General features: G+C 70.5%; 13 protein-coding genes and 6 pseudogenes. 5 read left to right on the forward strand and 14 right to left on the reverse strand.

Annotated elements, in window-relative coordinates; all coding sequences use genetic code 11:
- Positions 1-20 precede the first annotated feature (20 nt).
- The 11 genes and pseudogenes from G4G29_RS06355 to G4G29_RS06390 all read right to left on the reverse strand — a co-directional run.
- Complete coding sequence (locus G4G29_RS06355; RefSeq protein ID WP_183152208.1) at positions 21-671, reverse strand: HAD-IA family hydrolase; 651 nt, start codon at positions 669-671, stop codon at positions 21-23.
- 90 nt (positions 672-761) lie between these two features.
- A pseudogene (locus tag G4G29_RS06360) lies at positions 762-1,453 on the reverse strand (ATP-binding cassette domain-containing protein).
- Positions 1,450-1,818, reverse strand: a complete 369-nt coding sequence (locus tag G4G29_RS23890; RefSeq protein WP_345941196.1) for a hypothetical protein — start codon at positions 1,816-1,818, stop codon at positions 1,450-1,452. Before G4G29_RS23890 ends, G4G29_RS06360 begins: the two are co-directional and overlap by 4 nt.
- Positions 1,704-2,465 carry an ATP-binding cassette domain-containing protein gene (locus tag G4G29_RS23895; RefSeq protein WP_345941197.1) on the reverse strand — a complete coding sequence of 254 codons (762 nt, stop codon included), beginning with the start codon at positions 2,463-2,465 and terminating at the stop codon, positions 1,704-1,706. Before G4G29_RS23895 ends, G4G29_RS23890 begins: the two co-directional genes overlap by 115 nt.
- Positions 2,466-2,499: 34 nt before the next feature.
- Positions 2,500-3,222, reverse strand: a pseudogene (locus tag G4G29_RS21505) (branched-chain amino acid ABC transporter permease); the annotation flags it as partial.
- A complete protein-coding gene (locus tag G4G29_RS23350; protein WP_345941198.1) occupies positions 3,209-3,532 on the reverse strand; it encodes a hypothetical protein in 324 nt (107 codons plus the stop codon). The pseudogene G4G29_RS21505 and the gene G4G29_RS23350, both read right to left, overlap by 14 nt.
- Before the next feature lie 88 nt (positions 3,533-3,620).
- A pseudogene (locus G4G29_RS23355) lies at positions 3,621-4,067 on the reverse strand (branched-chain amino acid ABC transporter permease); the annotation flags it as partial.
- 71 nt (positions 4,068-4,138) lie between these two features.
- Positions 4,139-5,311, reverse strand: a complete 1,173-nt coding sequence (locus G4G29_RS06375) for an ABC transporter substrate-binding protein (RefSeq protein WP_183152209.1) — start codon at positions 5,309-5,311, stop codon at positions 4,139-4,141.
- Positions 5,312-5,395: 84 nt separating this feature from the next.
- A complete protein-coding gene (locus tag G4G29_RS06380) occupies positions 5,396-5,785 on the reverse strand; it encodes a nuclear transport factor 2 family protein (RefSeq protein WP_183152210.1) in 390 nt (129 codons plus the stop codon).
- 33 nt (positions 5,786-5,818) lie between these two features.
- Positions 5,819-6,607, reverse strand: a complete 789-nt coding sequence (locus G4G29_RS06385) for a MoaF C-terminal domain-containing protein (RefSeq protein ID WP_183152211.1) — start codon at positions 6,605-6,607, stop codon at positions 5,819-5,821.
- Positions 6,608-6,813: 206 nt separating this feature from the next.
- Positions 6,814-7,742: pseudogene (locus tag G4G29_RS06390) on the reverse strand (helix-turn-helix domain-containing protein); the annotation flags it as partial.
- Between the two features lie 103 nt (positions 7,743-7,845).
- Here G4G29_RS06390 and G4G29_RS06395 point away from each other — a divergent pair.
- Complete coding sequence (locus G4G29_RS06395) at positions 7,846-8,952, forward strand: DUF998 domain-containing protein (protein ID WP_244632457.1); 1,107 nt, start codon at positions 7,846-7,848, stop codon at positions 8,950-8,952.
- On the opposite strand, the gene G4G29_RS06400 is transcribed toward G4G29_RS06395, so the two are convergent.
- Positions 8,847-9,824 (reverse strand): MurR/RpiR family transcriptional regulator, encoded by a 978-nt coding sequence (locus G4G29_RS06400; protein WP_244632458.1) that lies wholly within the window; start codon positions 9,822-9,824, stop codon positions 8,847-8,849. The two genes, G4G29_RS06395 and G4G29_RS06400, sit on opposite strands and share 106 nt — an antisense overlap.
- Before the next feature lie 136 nt (positions 9,825-9,960).
- Between G4G29_RS06400 and G4G29_RS06405 the strand changes: the two genes are divergently transcribed.
- The gene (locus tag G4G29_RS06405; RefSeq protein WP_183152213.1) at positions 9,961-10,668 is read left to right on the forward strand and encodes a BadF/BadG/BcrA/BcrD ATPase family protein; all 708 of its coding nucleotides are present in this window, start codon (positions 9,961-9,963) and stop codon (positions 10,666-10,668) included.
- 213 nt (positions 10,669-10,881) lie between these two features.
- Positions 10,882-11,777: pseudogene (gene murQ / locus G4G29_RS06410) on the forward strand (N-acetylmuramic acid 6-phosphate etherase).
- A 22-nt stretch (positions 11,778-11,799) separates the two neighbouring features.
- Here murQ and G4G29_RS06415 read toward each other — a convergent pair.
- Positions 11,800-13,860 carry a primary-amine oxidase gene (locus G4G29_RS06415; protein WP_244632459.1) on the reverse strand — a complete coding sequence of 687 codons (2,061 nt, stop codon included), beginning with the start codon at positions 13,858-13,860 and terminating at the stop codon, positions 11,800-11,802.
- Positions 13,861-14,547: 687 nt separating this feature from the next.
- Between G4G29_RS06415 and G4G29_RS06425 the strand changes: the two genes are divergently transcribed.
- Together G4G29_RS06425 and G4G29_RS06430 are read left to right on the forward strand one after the other, a co-directional pair.
- The gene (locus G4G29_RS06425) at positions 14,548-15,093 is read left to right on the forward strand and encodes a hypothetical protein (protein ID WP_183152214.1); all 546 of its coding nucleotides are present in this window, start codon (positions 14,548-14,550) and stop codon (positions 15,091-15,093) included.
- Positions 15,094-15,130: 37 nt separating this feature from the next.
- Positions 15,131-15,794: pseudogene (locus G4G29_RS06430) on the forward strand (SDR family oxidoreductase).
- Here G4G29_RS06430 and G4G29_RS06435 read toward each other — a convergent pair.
- Positions 15,788-16,966, reverse strand: a complete 1,179-nt coding sequence (locus tag G4G29_RS06435) for an MFS transporter (protein ID WP_244632460.1) — start codon at positions 16,964-16,966, stop codon at positions 15,788-15,790. The pseudogene G4G29_RS06430 and the gene G4G29_RS06435 sit on opposite strands and share 7 nt — an antisense overlap.
- Positions 16,967-16,997: the final 31 nt, after the last annotated feature.

Here is a 16,997-nt window from a genome sequence, read left to right on the forward strand (position 1 = left end):
GGGCGCGGTCGCGGGGCGGGTCAGCCGATCCGGAGCTCGAAGCCGCCGTCCGCTGCGACGATCGACACGTGCGTGAGGTCGTCGACGTGCGCGGTCGGGGCGTGGGCGGCGGCGTGCGGTCCGACGCCGATCACGCGCATGCCCGCGGCGTGGGCGGCCTGGATCCCGGCTCCGGAGTCCTCGAACACCACGCAGTCCTCGGGGTCGATGCCGAGGGTGCGCGCGGCGAGGAGGAAGCCCTCCGGGTCCGGTTTCGAGGCCGAGACATCCTCGGCCGTCACGGCGAGGGCGGGCACGGTCAGTCCGGCCTGCCGCATCCGCGCCGTCATGAGGGCGACGTTGGCCGAGGTCACCACGGCGTGGGGAAAGGGCTCCAGGGCGTCGAGCAGACCGTCGGCGCCCGCGATCATGACGACGCCGTCCACGTCCCCGGCCTCGGTCGCGAGCATGAGGTCGTTCTCGCGGAGGTTGATGGCATGGTCGCGCTCGGGGAGCATGATCGCCATGCTCTGGTGGCCCTGACGGCCGTGCACGACGCTGAGCACCGTCTCGGGCGCGATCCCGTGCGGCTCCGCCCAGGCCAACCACAGTCGCTCCACCACCGCGGTCGAGTCGACGAGGGTGCCGTCCATATCGAGGAGGGCGGCGCGGGCGTGGATGGTCTGGGTCACCCCTTCAGGCTAGCCGCACCCGCCGCTGCGGGAGCGGATCGCGTGTGCGAGCTGAGCGAGACGTGGCGGGCGGCGGGATGAGGTGCGTAGTCAGCCGCCGAGGTAGGCGCGGTGCAGGAGCGCGGGGTCGGCCTGCAGCGCCTCGGCCGTGCCCTGGAACGACACGCGACCGCCGGCGACGACCACAGCCTCCGCGGCGAGTCCCAGCGCGAGCTGTGTGAACTGCTCGACCAGCAGCACCCCCACTCCGGACTCGGCGATCGACTTCACGATCGGCATCAGCCGCATGAACACCACCGGGGCGAGCCCCAGCGACATCTCGTCGATCAGCAGGATCCGCGGCTTCGCGGCGAACGCCCGCGCGAGCACCACCATCTGCTGCTCGCCGCCGGAGAGCAGGGCGGTCGGCGCGTCGATGCGTTTCTCGAGCTCGGGGAACTGCGCCAGCACGGCGTCCTGCTCCGCGGAGGTGCGCGCGGTGAGGGAGATGTTCTCCCGCACGGTCAGCGAGGGGAAGACCGCGCGCCCCTGCTCGATGTGCACGATGCCGCGGCGGGCCCGTGCGACGCGGGACAGCTTGTCGATCGGCTCCCCGTCGAGGGTGATGGTTCCCGCCGAATGGGGGTCACGCCGGACACCGATTCGATCAGGCTGGTCTTGCCTGCCCCGTTCGGGCCGACGAGCGCCAGCACCTCTCCGCCGGCGACCCGCAGGGAGACGTCCGAGATCACCGGACCTGCGCCGCGCCGTACGGTCACGGCGTCGAGGACGAGTTCGCTCATGTCAGCAGCTCCGTCTCTCCCATGTACGCCTTGACGACGTCGGGGTTCGCGAGGACCTCGGCCTGGGGCCCGGTGGCCAGCACCCGACCGAAGTCGAGCACGGTCAGGGTCGGGCACACGGAGCGGACGAGATCGAGGTCGTGTTCGATGATGATGAGCGCGACGCCGTAGCGCGCCGGCAGCTCGCGCAGCCGGGCGGCGAGGGCGAGGTGCTCCTCGTGCGAGAGTCCGGCTGCGGGTTCGTCGAGGATCAGCAGGCGAGGACGTGCCGCGACGTTGGCGGCCACCTCGACCAGACGGCGCGTCCCGACATCGACGCTCGACAGTCGCGCCCGGGCGGGCGGGCAGCCGAAGAACGCCAGCACCTCCTCGATGTCCGCGGTGGCGAGGCGACGCCGTGCCACGAAGCGCACGTACGCACCCACGGTGAGGGCCGGGGGACGCGATCCTGTTGGAACGTGCGACGCAGTCCGAGTCGGGCGCGCCGCGTCGGGGAGAGGCCGGCGAGGTCGTGGTCGCCCAAGAGCACCCTGCCGCCGTGCTGGGGAAGGAATCCGCTGATCGCATCGACGAAGGTCGACTTGCCGGCGCCGTTCGGGCCGATGAGTCCCATGATCGAAGCGGCCGGCACCGAGAACGACACGTCGTCCAGCGCCTTGAGGGCTCCGAACTGCACCGTGAGCCCCTCGACGGTGAGCACGGGAGCGCCGTCGAGGGCGGCCTCGTCCACGGTCGCCGTCGTCGTGGTGGTGATCGCTGCGGCATCCGTCCCGGCGTCGGGTGGCAGTGCGGAGAGCGCGGCGTTCGCGGTCCGTCGGTCGGCGCGGCGGTAGATGAGGTTGCGGATGCCCTGGCCGAGGTTGGTGCCGCTGGTGAGCGCCTGCACGCCGAGCACGCCGAACACGACGAAGCCCCAGTCCTGCGGGACGCCCCAGCGCTTGAGGAGTTCGGGTACCAGGACCCAGAGCAGGCCGCCGAAGATCGCCATGTCGATCAGGTGCGCCCCCGACATGATCGCCAGCACGTAGAGCGCGAGCGATTGCAGCGGGTGTGAAGCTCGACGCGAACGGCAGCTGCACCTGGCCCGCGAGCAGGCCGCCCGAGATGCCTCCGAGCGCCGCAGACACCGCGAAGGCGGTGAGCTTGGCCGTCTGCACGCTCTGCCCCGCCGCGGCCGTTCCGCGCTCGGAGAATGCCACGGCTTTCCAGCTCGAGCCCCAGCGGCCGCGCTGCAGGAAGAACACCCCGAGCGCGCAGACCGCGAGGACGACGATGGAGAGGAAGAAGAACTGCCGGTCGTTCGAGAACATCTCCGGTCGCTCGATCGCGGTGCCGTCGGCCGAGCCGGGGAACTGGATCTGCACGAGGGTCACATCGGCGGCCGCCGCGAACCCCAGCGTGACGACGGCGAGGTTCACGCCGCGCAGACGCAGCGCGGGGAGTCCGACGAGGATGCCGACCAGGCCGGCGGCGACCCCGCCGAGGACGAGCCACACGAGGAACCCGCCCGGGGCCTGCATGACGTTCAGCAGCGAGACGATCCACGCGCCGACGGCGGCGAAGGTGAGTTGGCACAGCGCGATCATCCCGGCGGAACCGGTGACGATGCCCAGCCCGAGGATCGCGATCGCCGCGGTGACCGCGCTGATCGCGAGGAACACGAAGTACCCCGGAAGGGCGGCACTGAGGATCGCGCCGACGCCGATGCCGACGACGGCCACCGCGAACGGCCAGGTGATCCGGAACCAGGGACGGTCAGCGAGCGGCATCCCACACCTCCTTGCGCTGCGTCCAGAGCAGCAGGACGACGATGAACAGGAACGGGAGGAAGTTGCGCACGAGCGCCACCTCGTCGATCTGCGCGACGAGACCGCCGAGCACGCCCAGCACGATCCCGCCGACGACGGCGAGGTCGAGCCGGCGGAAGCCGCCGAGCAGCGCGGCCGCGGCGGCGGGCACGATCAGCATCGACAGGCTCGTCGCGTCGTTCGACTGCGACGGCGCCACGATGATGATCGCGATCGCGCTGATCACCCCCGTGACGAACCAGACCGCGATCGAGAGCGGGCGCGAGCGGATGCCGAGGAGCTCGGCGGTGGTCGGGCGCTCCGAGCGCCCGCAGCTGTGTGCCGACCCTGGTGCGTCGCAGCACGATCCGCACGGCGATCGCGGTGACGATCGCCATGGCGACCGTCGCGACGGTGACCTGGCTGATCACGACGCCGCCGATCGAGAAGGCGGGGCCCGCGATGATCGGCGTGAAGGGCTGCGGTTTGTTGCCGAACAGGATGAACGACATCGAGATGAGCAGCAACAGCGGCCCGACGGTCATCGCGGACCGGGTGGTGGTGGACGCCTCGGAGAGCCAAGTCGCGGCGATGAAGCCGATCGCCGCGGCGAGGAGCCCTGCCACCAGCACGCCGAGCACGGATCCGAGCCAGATCGGCAGGCCGAGCTCGCGGACGAACCACACGGCGGTGAACGCGCCGAACATCCCGGTCGCGGCCTGTGCGAAGTTCACCACCCTGACGAGCCGGGACATCAGAGTCAGGCAGACTCCGAGAACGGCGTAGAGACCGCCGGCGGCGAGGCCGGCGATGGCGCCTTGCAGCATGAGGCGTCCTTTCGGTTCCGAGGGGAGGGGCCTGCCGCCGGTAATGCGCCCGGCGGCAGGCGGTCAGGGGGTCATTCGCCGATGCGGAGCCAGTCGTCGGCGACCTTCTCCCAGGCGTTCGTGCCGGATTCGAGGATGATCGGCCAGCCGGCGGTGTTCTGCGTGCCGAACGCGTAGGGCGTCCCCACCATCGGGTTCTCGATCGGGTCCATGCTCTTCAACGCCTCGGAGACCGACTCGCGGGTGATGTCGCCGTCGATGCCCTCGAGCACCTCGATGAAGTACTTCGCGGCGAGATAGCCGCCCTGGCTGAACGAGGTGAGCGGGATGTCGTTGGCTTCCATCAGCTCGCGCCAGTCGGCGTTGATCTCATCGTCGTCCGTGAACGGGTAGAACTCGGCGGGCACGTAGATGCCGGCGCCCGCGTTGTCGATCGCGTCGGCGAAGTTCTCGCTGTAGACGCTCGTCAGGTACAGCCAGGTCACGTCGTCCCAGCCCTGGGCGTTCGCGGCCTTCACCTGTCCGATCGCATCGGGCTCGACCGGGTTGATCGCCAGTGCCTTGCAGCCCTGGTCGCGGGCCTTGACGATGTACGGCGTGTAGTCGGAGGCGCCGTACGGGACGGTGTCGTCGACGTACTTCGGCTCCTTGCCGGTGTTCTCGGTCCACTTGTCGATCGCAGCCTGATAGGTCGGCCGGGTGGAGCCGGCGATCTCCAGGAGGATGCAGATGTCGTCGAGGCCCAGCACCTCGGAGCCGTACTGCAGCGTGAGGGTCATGTCGTTGAACGGCCCGACGTTCGCCGGCGAGATGTTGTCGCTGGCGAAGCACCCGGTGTCCACTCCGATGCCCGGCAGGGAGAGGATCCCCTCCTGCTCGTAGTACTTGGCGTTGATCTCGCACTCGATGAGGCTCGCGGAGCCGACGAGCGCGACCGCACCGTCGCTGCCCACGAGCTCCCTGGCCGACGCGGTGGCCGTTGCCGGGTCGCCCTTGTCGTCGAGCATCTTGTAGTCGATCGTGCGTCCGTCGAGTCCGCCGTCTTCGTTGAAGGCGTCGAACACCGCGGCGGCGGCCTGCGACGCCTCGGGGAACGTCGCGGGGCCGCTGATGGTGTTGACGGAGCCGACCACGATCGGGGCGCCTTCGCCTCCGCCGGATCCGCCGTCTCCACCGGCGCAGCCGGCCAGGGCGAGGGCTGCCACGGCGATGAGCGCCGCAGTGCCGGATACTCGCTTGTTCATGTGATTCCTGCCTCTCGTTTTCGGGTCGTACCTGGGTGGTGCCGTGGTGCGGTGGTGCTGTGCGTGTGCGGCTGCAGGCCGCGTTCAGGGCCGCAGGGCGCGGTTGACGAGCTCGGTGTCGGTGAACTGCTCGAACGCGACGACCTCGCCGTTTGCGACCCGCCACACGTGGGCGACGCGGGCGGCGAAGAAGCGTCCGGTCTGCGTGTAGGTGCCGGAGTAGGTGCCGATCCCCACGATCACGTCGCCGCCGTCGACGACCTCGTCGATCGCGACGGTGTAGTCGTCCCATTCCTCCTGGATGCGACCGAACACGTTCTCGGCGACGGCGTCTGGGCCGATGTACGTCCCCGCGTAGGGGAACCCCGCCGCCTCGGTCCAGCGGATGTCGGCGGCGAACGGCGCCAGCATGCCGTCGAGGTCGCCGCGATCGTTGGCGGCGTAGTGCTCGCGGATCAGGTCTGCGTTGCTCATGCGGTTCTCCTTCGGGGCCGTGCGGAGCGGAGGTCAGACGGGTTGGGCGTCGGGGTAGGCGACCGAGCCCAGGGGATAGATGTGGCCGCCGCCGCGGGAGTGCTCCGCCTCGCCGTCCCCGTTGAGCCCGAGGAAGATCCCCGTCGTCATCAGCGGGTAGCCCAGGTCGTGCAGCCACACGCTGGCGACCGCGATGCGGAACTCACGGAAGCAGAAAAGGTACAGGCCGTCGGCGAACTTCCACACGGTCGACAGGTCCATGTCGCCGTGACCGCGCTGCACGCCCTCCAGGCACTGCCACGCGTAGCGCCGGCTCGAGATGTACACGTGCTCGTACAGGTGGTGCGGGCTGTACCGGTAGACGTTGCGCTTGCCGATGAGGTCGCGGCTCGGTCCGGGGACCTCGCCCGTCGCAGGGCCGGCGTCGGTCGTCGCCGCCCAGAAGTCCTGCCCGACCTGCGGAGTGCCTTCCACGGCCTCTGCGGCGATGCGCGAGCGGACCACCGTGGCACGGTTCGTCGTCGTGGAGAACACCACCGTGACGGCTTCGCGAGGGCGGCTGTGCATCGGGATGTTGACGAAGACGACGTCGTCGCGCACCCGCACCGCGTCATACGGGTCGGTGCCGGAGGCGCCGAGTCCGTCCCAGGCGACCGTGTCGTCGGAGAAGCGCAGGGCCAGCGATGTGCCGTCGTCCAGCGCGAGCGTGAGGGCCGTTCCGGTGAGCGCGCTGTTCGGCAGACGGAACGTGTCGATGCCGGCGGCGAACTCGTCGTACGTGCGCCACTGGTCGAGTGCCGGGTCGGTGGAGATGTCGGTCATGGGGGTCCTGACGTCGCACGCGGCGGAGCATCGATGCTCCGGGCACCGCGTCGTCGCGGTGCGCTTGCCTCATGCTCGGTCCGGGCCCGTCATCCGCTCAAGGCCGCGGCGGCCATCGCGCGCCGAGAGTCAACCGGCGTGCCCTCCCGGGCAGGGTCGACGGCCGGCGTGACGTGTGCGGCGACGTCAGTGCCCTGCGCGGTACTCGCTGGGGAGACGCCGAAGGTCGACTTGAACGCGCGGCTGAAGTGCGCGGCGTCGACGAACCCCAGCGGGCCGCGATCGCGGCGACCGGACGGTCGGCGAGCATGGGGTCGAGCAGGTCGCGGCGGCACTGCTCCAGGCGTCGGGTGCGGATCCAGGTCGAGACCGTGACGCCCTGCTCCTGGAACAGCCCGTGCAGGTGGCGGGTCGAGATGTAGTGAGCTGCGGCGATCGTGGCGGGGCCGAGGTCCGTCGAGGCGAGGTTGCGGTCGATGTACGAGCGGATGCGCTGCACCAGAGCCCGATGCGGGTCGGCCGACACCTCGTCGAGGCCGAGCTCACGGGTGAAGACCGTCGTGACGAGGTCGAGGGCGCTGTGTGCGAGTCGCGCTCCGGTGGTTCCGGCGAGCTGGTCGAGATTGCCCGCGAGCTGCGTCAGATACGGCACCACCATGCTGCCGAGGCCCTCATGACCGGAGATGCGCACGGCGGTCAGCTGTCCGACCATGTCGGCGGGAAGGCTGATGAGGTGCTTGGGGAACATCACGACCATGGTGCGGAAGTCCTGGTCGAACACGAGGGAGTAGGGGCGATCGGTGTCGTACACGGCGAGGTCGCCCGCCTGCAGCACGGCTTCGCGGTCGTCCTGGATCAACAGGCCGGTACCGGCGAGCATCAGGCTGACCTTGAAGTAGGAGCGGTCGGAGCGCGCGATCAGCTCCGGGGTGCGCTCGACGACGTGCGAGGTGGCGCGCAGATCGTTCACGTGCACCTCGTCGACCGAGGCGCCGCGGATCACGCCGCGGAAGTGATCGGGGCCGGCGGTCGTCACCTGCAACGGGACGAAGGACTCGGAGACGGCGGCGCGGAAGTCGCTGATGTTGCGCGCGACAAGAGTGGACACCGATTCGGCGGCGGGTGCACCGTTCATGACTGATCACCTCGGGATGGTGGAACGACGACGTTGTATACGATCCGTTCCGCGATGGTATCACCGGCATCCGGTCGACGGGACGACTTCTATGATGTGGACCGTGACGGATGGATCGCTCAAGACGCTCGCCGGTCGGGTGCGGCAGGTGCTGAGGCAGGTGCGCGGACCGGCGACCGATGCCGCCGTGTTCGAGGCGACGGCCCTGATCGTGGGCAGCGGCTTCCTCCTCGCGGGTTTCCTGATCGCGCTGCCGGTGTTCTGGGGGCGCGAGCTGGCGATCAGCGGCGCCGGGTCGATCGGCCTCTTCGCGGCATACGGCGGGGCCGTCGCCGCCGTGATCGCGTTCACGTTCGGACGCCTGGCCGTGCGGCCCGAGAAGGGGGATCCCGGTGCCGCTCGCGACGGGTTCAGCGTCCCCGGCGATCGACTGCGCTGGTACGACCTCGCGGCCATCGCCTTCGCGCACGCGGCCATCGCGTTCCTGGGGTGGCTCGGTGTCGCGGAGCTGCTGGAGCGCAGCTTCACGGATGCGCCGGTGTTCCCTTTCCCCGGTGCGGTGCTGGTCGCTGTGGCGTTCGCCTTGACCGGCTACGTGTCGTTCCTGAGCGCCGTCGCCCTCACCCCCATGGTGCTGTCACTGGTGCTGGCGGTGTTCCTGGTGGTCGGCGCCTTCGCCAGCATGCTCGCCTCGAGCGACGTGCACTGGTGGCGTGACAACCTCTCCGCCCTCGGCATGAGCAGCAACAGCGCCTCGGTCGCGTTCAACACGACGCTGATCATCGCCGGAATCATGGTGACCACGATCTCGCGGTACGCGACGGCGGGACTGCCTGCGGAGGACCCCCTCGACCGCCGAGGACGATTCGTGGTGCGCGGCGGGCTGATCCTGCTCGGGATCCTCCTCGCGTGCGTCGGGCTCTTCCCGGTCGACGAGTTCTTCCTCGTGCACAACACGGTGGCGACCGGCATGTGCGTCGTGTTCGCGGTGATCGTGATCGGTCTGCCGTGGTTCCTGCGGAGCATCCCGCGTGTGTTCGTCGGCCTCGGCTGGGCGTACGTGCTGGTGATCATCCTGCTCGCGGCGTTCTTCGCCGTCGGGTACTACAACCTCACGGCCGTCGAGCTCATCGCTGCCGTGCTCATCTTCAGCTGGATCATCGTGTTCCTGCGCACAGCCGGGTCGATCGGGGCGCACGCCGACGCGTGAGCGGGGCGCGCCCGCCTCAGTCCCGGAGCGCGTTGGTCGCCTGGCGGGTGCGCTGCAGGGCGTCGACCGTCTCGGCGAACCGCCGCTTCGCGACGCCGATGAACAGGCAGTCCACGAGGGCGAGCTGTGCGATGCGGCTGACCATGGCGCCGGCGCGGAACGCCGATTCGCGCACTTCGGTGAACAGGGCGTGGTCGGCGACGCGGGCGAGGGGAGTCCTTCGCCGAGGTCACGGCGACGGTGGCGGAGCCGTTGGCCCGCGCGGTCTCGAGGAAGCGCACCGTCTCGATCGTCGAACCCGCATGCGAGAAGCCGATCGCGACGGTCGGCGCGGACTGCAGCACGCTCGCTGCGACCGCTTCGTGCGAGTCGGAGAGCACGTGGGCGTTGCGGCCGACGCGCAGGAGCTTGTGGGCCAGGTCCTCGGCGACGAACTGGCTCGCGCCGATGCCGTAGAGGAGGATCCGGTCGGCGCCGTCGATCGCGTCGATGGCCGCTTCGAGCACGTCGAAGTCGAGTCGGGCGACGGTCTCCTCGATCGCGAGCAGCTCCAGCGCGGCGAGCTTCGACACCGCTTCCTGGAGCGAGTCCTCGTCGGAGATCTCCGACCCGTAGGCCCCGCGGGCGGAGAACTGTGCGGCCTCTTTGCCGAGCTCGGTCGCCAGTGCCATGCGCAGCGGGGCGTAGCCGCTGAACCCGATCGCCCGGCAGAACCGCACGACGGAGGCGACCGAGGTGTGGCATTCCTCTGCGAGCTCGTTGATCGTCTTGTCGATCACGATCGAGGGGTTCTCGCGCACCACGGCGGCGATGCGCGCGAGCGACGGCGGCAGGGTCGATGCGGCGGCTTCGATCGTCGATTGGATGCTCAATCGGTCCTCCGGGGATAGGGGATTCTCAGTATGTCGTGACGGCGGTCGTGACAAGAATGGTAAATTCTTTTCAGTGAGTCTACTTCGCATGTAGTCTCTTTTCGTTGCATCTTGACCGAGTCCCTGAGGAGAGCCGATGAGCGCGCAGTCGACCGCATCCGTCGATCTCGGCAAGTCGCGGTGCCGTGTCGTCATCCACGACGCTACGCGCATCGAGCGCTCCGGCGGGGGAGCGCCGGGCCTTGCTGCGGCAGGCGGTGTCGCCGCTGCGGTGGACGCCATCGTGTCGCTGCTCGACGATGCGAAGGGTCTCGACCTCATCGGGGTCGGCGCCGCCGGCGCCTGGCTCGCACCGGATGCCGCGCAGGATCTGGCGCGTCGTCTGGCCGCGGCCACCGGGGCTCGTATCGCCGTGGCCTCCGATGTCGTCACCGCGCACGCCGGCGCTCTGCACGGCGGTTCCGGAGTGCTGCTCATCGCCGGCACTGGGGCCGCGGCGCTCGGCATCGACGACGACGGAGCCCGGCTCGTCGACGGCTGGGGCCCGGAACTCGGCGATTTCGGCAGCGGGTCGTGGCTCGGTCGTGAGGCGCTGCGCGCACTGCTGCGCGCCGATGACGGTCTCGCGCCCCGCACCGCCCTCGCCGACGCGCTCGCCGCCCCCGTGGGCACGGCGTCCGACGTGCAGGCCTGGCTCGCGCAGAGCGGCCCCTCCCTCGGCGACTCGCGACGCTCGCCCCGCTCGTCCTCGACGCCGCGGAAGCCGGAGACCCGATCGCGGACGCGATCGTCGCCGAGGGCGTCCGCCTGCTCACGGCGACAGCCGTCGCCGCCTCGACCCTGACCGCCGATGTGGTGGTCCATGGAGGGCTCGCAGACCACGTCTGGTTCCGCGGCGTTCTCCACTCCTCCCTGAGCGCCGCCGGCCGCCGCGTCGTGCCGGCGTCGGGCGACGCCCTCGACGGCGCGCTGCTGCTCGCGCGACGCCTCGATCTCCCTCACGAAAGGTTCGTGCACCGTGCCGAATGACGACTCCCGACTCGCCGCCCTCCTCTCCGTGCTCGAGAACCTCGATACGGAGGCGTCGACGACGGAACGCGGCGACCTGGACCTGCTCGGCACCGATGAGCTCGTGCGCAGGATGAACGCCGAGGATCGCCGGGTGCCCGAAGCCGTCGCGGAGCGCATCCCCGAGATCGCCGCTGCCGTCGACGGCATCACCGAGCGGTTCCGCCGCGGCGGGAGGCTCATCTACATCGGCGCCGGCACGGCGGGGCGCATCGGCGTGCTCGACGCGAGCGAATGCCCGCCCACGTTCGGGACCGACCCCTCGATGGTGGTGGGCCTGATCGCCGGTGGCGAGACCGCCATCCGCGCGGCGGTCGAGAACGCCGAAGACGATGCGGAGGCGGCGGGCGTCTCGCTGCGGGACCTCGAGCTGTCGGCCCTGGACACGGTGGTCGGCATCTCCGCGTCGGGGCGCACCCCTACGTCGTCGGCGGGTTGAACCACGCCAGAGCCGTCGGAGCCCTCACCGTCGCGATCGCGTCGAACGCCTCCTCCGAGATCGGGGCGGTCGCCGAGATCGCGATCGAGGTCGTCACCGGACCCGAGTTCATCTCCGGATCGACGCGCCTGAAGTCCGGGACCGCTCAGAAGCTCGTCGTGAACATGCTCACGACGCTGTCGATGATCAAGCTCGGCAAGACCTATCGCGGCGTCATGGTCGACCTGCTCGCCACGAACGAGAAGCTGCACGCCCGGTCGATCCGCACCGTGTCGCAGCTCGCCGGCGTGGGGATCGACGAAGCCTCCGCGGCGCTGAAGGGCGCGGAGGGCTCGGTCAAGCTCGCGTTGCTGATGCTGGCGACCGATGCCTCGCCGCAGACCGCGGCATCCGCGCTCGACGGCGCCGACGGCATCCTGCGCGACGCGATCTCCGCGCTCGCCTGATCCGCCGCCGGGCCGACCCGGCTCAGTGTCCGCAGGTGCAGGCGCCTCCGCCGCAGCATCCCTCCGTGGCGGCGCCGTGAGCCTGGGACGACTCCGGCACGTCCATCGCCGGGTTCTGGTCGAGGAACCCGTTCGGCTTGAACCAGAATCCCGCGTAGTCGACGGGCATGATGGGCCAGTCCTCCGGCCGCGGGAAGTGCGTCAGCCCGAACGTGTGCCACAGCACGATGTCCTCGCCGTCGATCGACCGGTCGCCCGCCGTGTACTCCGGCAGTCCAGCGCCGCCCTGATGCGCGTTGGGATAGCGGCCGGCGGGCCAGACCTGCCCCGGTTCGTGACGTGTGGCCCACAGGTGCTTCGTGGCGAAGGCGGCGCGCGCGGCGACCGACGACTGCGGGTCGGCCATCAGCAGGGCGGTCGGCTCCGGGATCAGATGGTAGGCGGTGGGGCGCCCGACGCGATTGGTGCGCGACGCGCTCTGCACCTCCCACACGCGGGCGACCGAGGAGTCCGCCTCGCGCTGTGCTTCGTGCTCGGTACGCAGCGGCGTCTCGGACCACGTGAACGCGTTCCCGAACGGATTCTCCGGGCCCATGGGAACGCGCTGCGCGTCGATCTCGAGGAGCCTGTTGTCCTCACCGTCGATCGCGACATCGAGGCGAGCGCAGAACAGATGCTGGTGCACGGGTGCGAAGACCCCGGGGGCGAGTTCGGTCGCGTGCTTCTGCCGCACGCCCGGTTCGCCCGCCGCCGCGAAGACGATGCCGGTGGCCTTCGCGGTGACCTCGATCGAGCCGTCGAGCGAGAAGTTCCAGTAGAACCCGTAGTCGTAGTTGCCGATCGTCGAGAAGTACGACACCACGAAGCGGCGCGAGCGGCGCACGTCGGCGCGTCCGGCGAGGTCGGTGTGCTTCCAGAGGATGCCGTAGTCCTCCTCGTGCATGCAGACCACGTTGGGGATGCGCACCGGGTGGCCGTGATCGTCGGCGACGTATCCGTCGAGGTAGCGGATCACGCCGAGGCAGTCGCAGCCGAGCTCGAGGTGGTTCGCGTTCTTGCCGAGCAGGTACTCTCCGGCGTCGAAGTAGCTGATCCAGAAGCGGCCGGGGGCCGTGTCGCCGTACGGCACGACCATCTCGGGCACGCTGGCTCTGCTGAGCACCGAGCGGCCCTGGAAGCTCACATCGTGGAGCACGAGGCCTTCGCGCGCGTTGAAGTCGACGCGCATCGACCAGCCCTCCCACTCCACCAGGGAGCCGGACACCGTGAAGCTCGTGCCCTCGGGCTGCGTGATCTCGATGGGCTTGAGCGACGTGCGGGCGGCGCCCTGCGTCTCGGGGTAGTAGTTGCCGTGACCGGCGGGGACCGGGACGTCGCCGTGGTCCTCGACGCGGATCACGCTGTTCGACGTGAGGTCGATGTGCACGATGAGACCCTCGACCGGATGCGCCCAGGGGGAGTCCTGCTCGTCGTACTTGAGGAAGGTCAGCGAGCGGATGACGCGGCGACCCACCTCATCGGCGCGACCGGTGTATCCCGGCGCGAGAGGGCCGCAGAACGCGAGCGCCATGTGCTCCTCCAACCCGCGGCGTCGCATGGCCGCCTGCCATTCGGGAGAAGCCTTGGCGATGATCTCGGCGCGCTCGTACTCCTCGAACAGGTACTGCGGCTGACCGTACGGCGGGGCGTCGTTCGGCACGCGCTCGGTGCGCAGGACCTCGCCGCGCGTGATCGACACGACGGCCTCGGTCGCGACGCCCGTCGCGACGTCGAGCAGGGTGATGTCGACGCGGCGGTCGATGGGGACCCCGGCCGCCAGGCCGCGAGCTCCTCCTTGGTCGGCTCGTCGGGGAGCAGCATGGGCACGCGCGTGGTCTCGGTCATGAGGCCGGCCGTCTCGAGCACCGCCCTCGCCGCGGCGATCTCGGCGCCGGTCAAGGGGTCGTGCGGGTGCGGGGCGGCGATCTTCTCGATCGACACGGGCTGCGGGGCGTGGTGGGACATCGTCGACCTCACTATTTTCGAGCGACTGCTCAATAAACGGGTTGGCACGATGATACGACGGCGCGCCCGACGACCACAACCATCGATCGGGGGCGGGGTGCGTGGGTGCGGGCGCGGCTCAGGCGAGCCAGGGGAGAGGATGCCGTCGAGCACGGCGAGATGGGCCGCGGCGGGCTGCGGCTCGGTGACCTCGACGATCTGCTGCCCGTAGGTGATCGAGCGCAGCAGCGCCATCACGGACTCGGTGGGGGTGTCCTGGCGCAGCTCGCCGTCGTCGACGGCCTCGTCCAGGGCGAGGCGGATGCTGTGCTGCCAGGTCGCGAGCGTCGGCGCCCCGGCGTCCGGGGTGGGCGCGAGTGCGGCAAGGCGCCCCCAGAAGCCGACGACCACGTGCGCCTCGGTGCGGGTGTGCTCGTCGATCGGGAGCACCTCGCGCATCAGGGCCTGCAGCCGCGCCAGCCCGCGCAGTCCGGCCGTCGCGTCCGAGATGCGGGCGTCGGTGCGGCGGGTGACCTCGGCGGCCGCGGCGCGCGACCTCGTCGAAGCCGTCGAAGTAGTGCCATAGCGACCCGGTCGCGACGCCGAGCTCCGCGGCGACCGCGCGCGAGGAGACGCTCTCGTGTCCGTCGCGCGCGGCGACGGCGAGCAGCGCCTCGGCGATCTGCCGGCGGCGCTCATCGTGATCGACGATGCGGGGCACGTGCCCATCTTGTCGCATCGAGACCGGGTCTAGCGATATTGAGCGAGTGATCAATATACTGCCCGAGTGGAGCACCTCCTTCCCGCAGCACCGTGGCTGATGGCCGCCGCGGCGACCGTCTCGGCGGTCGCCTGCCTCGCCGCGTGGCGCGCAGTGCCCTGGCAGGGGCGGCAGACCGCGCTCGTGATGGCGGCGGCGATGCTGATCCTCGCCGCGACGGACGGCGAACCGCTGATCGGACTCGTGCTCGGCGTCGTGCTGCTGCTCTCCGCCATGGTCGGCACGATGGGAGTCCGCGGAACCGCGGCTGCCGCCACGTGCTGCCACCGCGCCCTGGTCTCGCTGGTGATGGCGATCTGCGCCTTCGAGGGCGCATCGGCTGCGGTCGCGGTGTCGCCGGCGACGGCGGTCGTGAGCGCAGGCCACGGCGGGCACGGCATGTCCGGTGTGCTGTCGGTGCTCGTGCTGATCGGCGTCGTCGGCGTGGTGCTGTGGACCGTGGTCGGCGAGTGGGTCATCACCCCCGTGCACCACGGCCGCACGGCACGACTGCTCACGACCGAGTCGTGGGCCATGGCCGCGGGGGTCGCTGTCATGTGCCTCGGGTTCTGACCCACGCGCTGCACCTCTCGTCCGCTAGCGTGGCCGGATGCCCCTCGCCCTGATCACCGGCGCCGCCCGCGCGAACAGCATCGCCGCCGGCATCGTCCCTCGACTCCGGGCCGCCGGCTGGACGGTCGTCACCAGCGACATCCACGACGCCGACCACCCCGCCGACCTCGCGACCCCCGAGGGGCCAGAGGCGCTCGTCGCGGAGGTGAACGCCGTGCACGGACCGATCACCGCGCTCATCCTCAGCCATGCCCACGACGTCGAGTCCGGCATCCTCGACACGACGGCCGAGAGCTTCGACCGGCACGTCGCCGTGAACGCGCGCGCGAGCCTGCTGCTGATCGCGGCGTTCGCCCGCCAGGTGGACGACGACGGGGAGTGATCCTCGCCCTCACGAGCGACCACGTCACGGGCAACCTCCCCTACGGGGCGTCGAAGGGGCGCTCGACCGGCTCGTGATCTCCGCCGCGCGAGAGCTCGGTCCGCGCGGGATCTCGGCGAACGTGCTCAACCCCGGACCGATCGACACCGGATGGATGGACGCCGACACGCGGGAGTCGCTCGCGGCGATGACACCCCTGGGTCGTCTGGGTCGCCCCGCCGACGTGGCCGCGGTCGTGGAGTTCCTCGTCTCGACCGAAGGCCGGTGGATCTCCGGCCAGCTGCTCCAGTCGGACGGGGCGTTCTCGGCGCGCTACTGAGACGCCGCAGCGCGGCGCACGAACGCCCATGCCGCGACGGCGGCGACCGCCGAGGCCACCGTCATCGTGACGGCCATCGTCACCGCGTTCGTGCCGCCGAGGCCCGCGGCGAGAGGGGCGAGCACGGGGCCGAACAGGAACGTCGCCATGCCGAGCAGCGCCGAGGCGGTGCCGGCGCGACTGCCGTGGTGCGCGAGCGCCAGTGTCTGACCGTTGGGGCCGCCGAGACCCGAGCACAGCATGAAGCCGACGAGAGCCGCGATCACCCCTTGCACCCCGGTGCCCGTCAACGCGAGCACGAGGAACACCGTCGTGGCGAGCAGCGTGGCCGTGATCCCGCCGAGATACACGCGCAGCGTTCCCAGCGCCGCACCACGAGTCGGCTGGTCTGGCTGCCGACGATGCTCGCCAGCGCTCCGGCCGCGAACGCGATGCTGAAGGCCTGCGGGGTGAGACCGAACTGCTCCTGCAGCACGAACGACGACATCGACAGATAGGTGAAGAACGCGACGCCGCCGCCCGCCGCGGCGCACAGCACCGCCACGAAGAGCCGATCGCGGACGACCGCGCCGGCGTGCGCCCCGTGTGCGGAGCCCTCCGCCGTGTCGTGCCGCCGGAGGGAGGGTCTCCGGCAGGGCGAACACCACGACGAGGAGGAGGACGACCCCGACCGCGCCGAGCACCCCGAAGATGCCGCGCCAGTCCATGATGCGGGCGAGCTGACCTCCGACGACGGGCGCGATGATCGGCGCCGTGCCGGAGACGAGGAACAACAGTGACAGCATGCGCGACAGCTCGACGCCCTCGAACTGGTCCCTGGCGATGGCGAGGCAGATCACGATGCCCGCCGAGCCCGCGAGTCCCTGCAGGAAGCGCGCGACCAGCAGCAGCTCGATGTTCGGCGCGACCGCGCACACGACGGAGAGCACGGTGAACGCCACGACACCGACCAGCAGCGGCAGGCGTCGACCGAGCCGGTCGCTGAGCGGCCCCGCGACGAGCTGCCCGAGCCCCAGCCCGATCATGCACGCCGACATCGTGACCTGAGCCAGAGCCTCGGTGGTGCCGAGAGACGCGGCGAGCTGCGGCAGCTGCGGCAGGTAGAGGTCCATGGACAGGGGTCCGAAGGCCTCCAGCATCCCGAGCACCAGCATGGCCCGCAGCGTGCTCATGCGCGGACGGCCCTGTTCCGCCGACCCCGGG

The sequence above is a fragment of the Microbacterium sp. Se63.02b genome (genome assembly GCF_014171575.1).
Classification (GTDB): Bacteria; Actinomycetota; Actinomycetes; order Actinomycetales; family Microbacteriaceae; genus Microbacterium.

Excerpts from the sequence above, each read along its gene's own strand:
- G4G29_RS23895 (WP_345941197.1), bottom strand. The coding sequence starts at position 2,465 with ATGTCGGGGGCGCACCTGATCGACATGGCGATCTTCGGCGGCCTGCTC.
- G4G29_RS06375 (WP_183152209.1), bottom strand. The coding sequence starts at position 5,311 with ATGAACAAGCGAGTATCCGGCACTGCGGCGCTCATCGCCGTGGCAGCC.
- G4G29_RS06380 (WP_183152210.1), bottom strand. The coding sequence starts at position 5,785 with ATGAGCAACGCAGACCTGATCCGCGAGCACTACGCCGCCAACGATCGC.
- G4G29_RS06385 (WP_183152211.1), bottom strand. The coding sequence starts at position 6,607 with ATGACCGACATCTCCACCGACCCGGCACTCGACCAGTGGCGCACGTAC.
- G4G29_RS06405 (WP_183152213.1), top strand. The coding sequence starts at position 9,961 with ATGAGCGCGCAGTCGACCGCATCCGTCGATCTCGGCAAGTCGCGGTGC.
- G4G29_RS06435 (WP_244632460.1), bottom strand. The coding sequence starts at position 16,966 with ATGAGCACGCTGCGGGCCATGCTGGTGCTCGGGATGCTGGAGGCCTTC.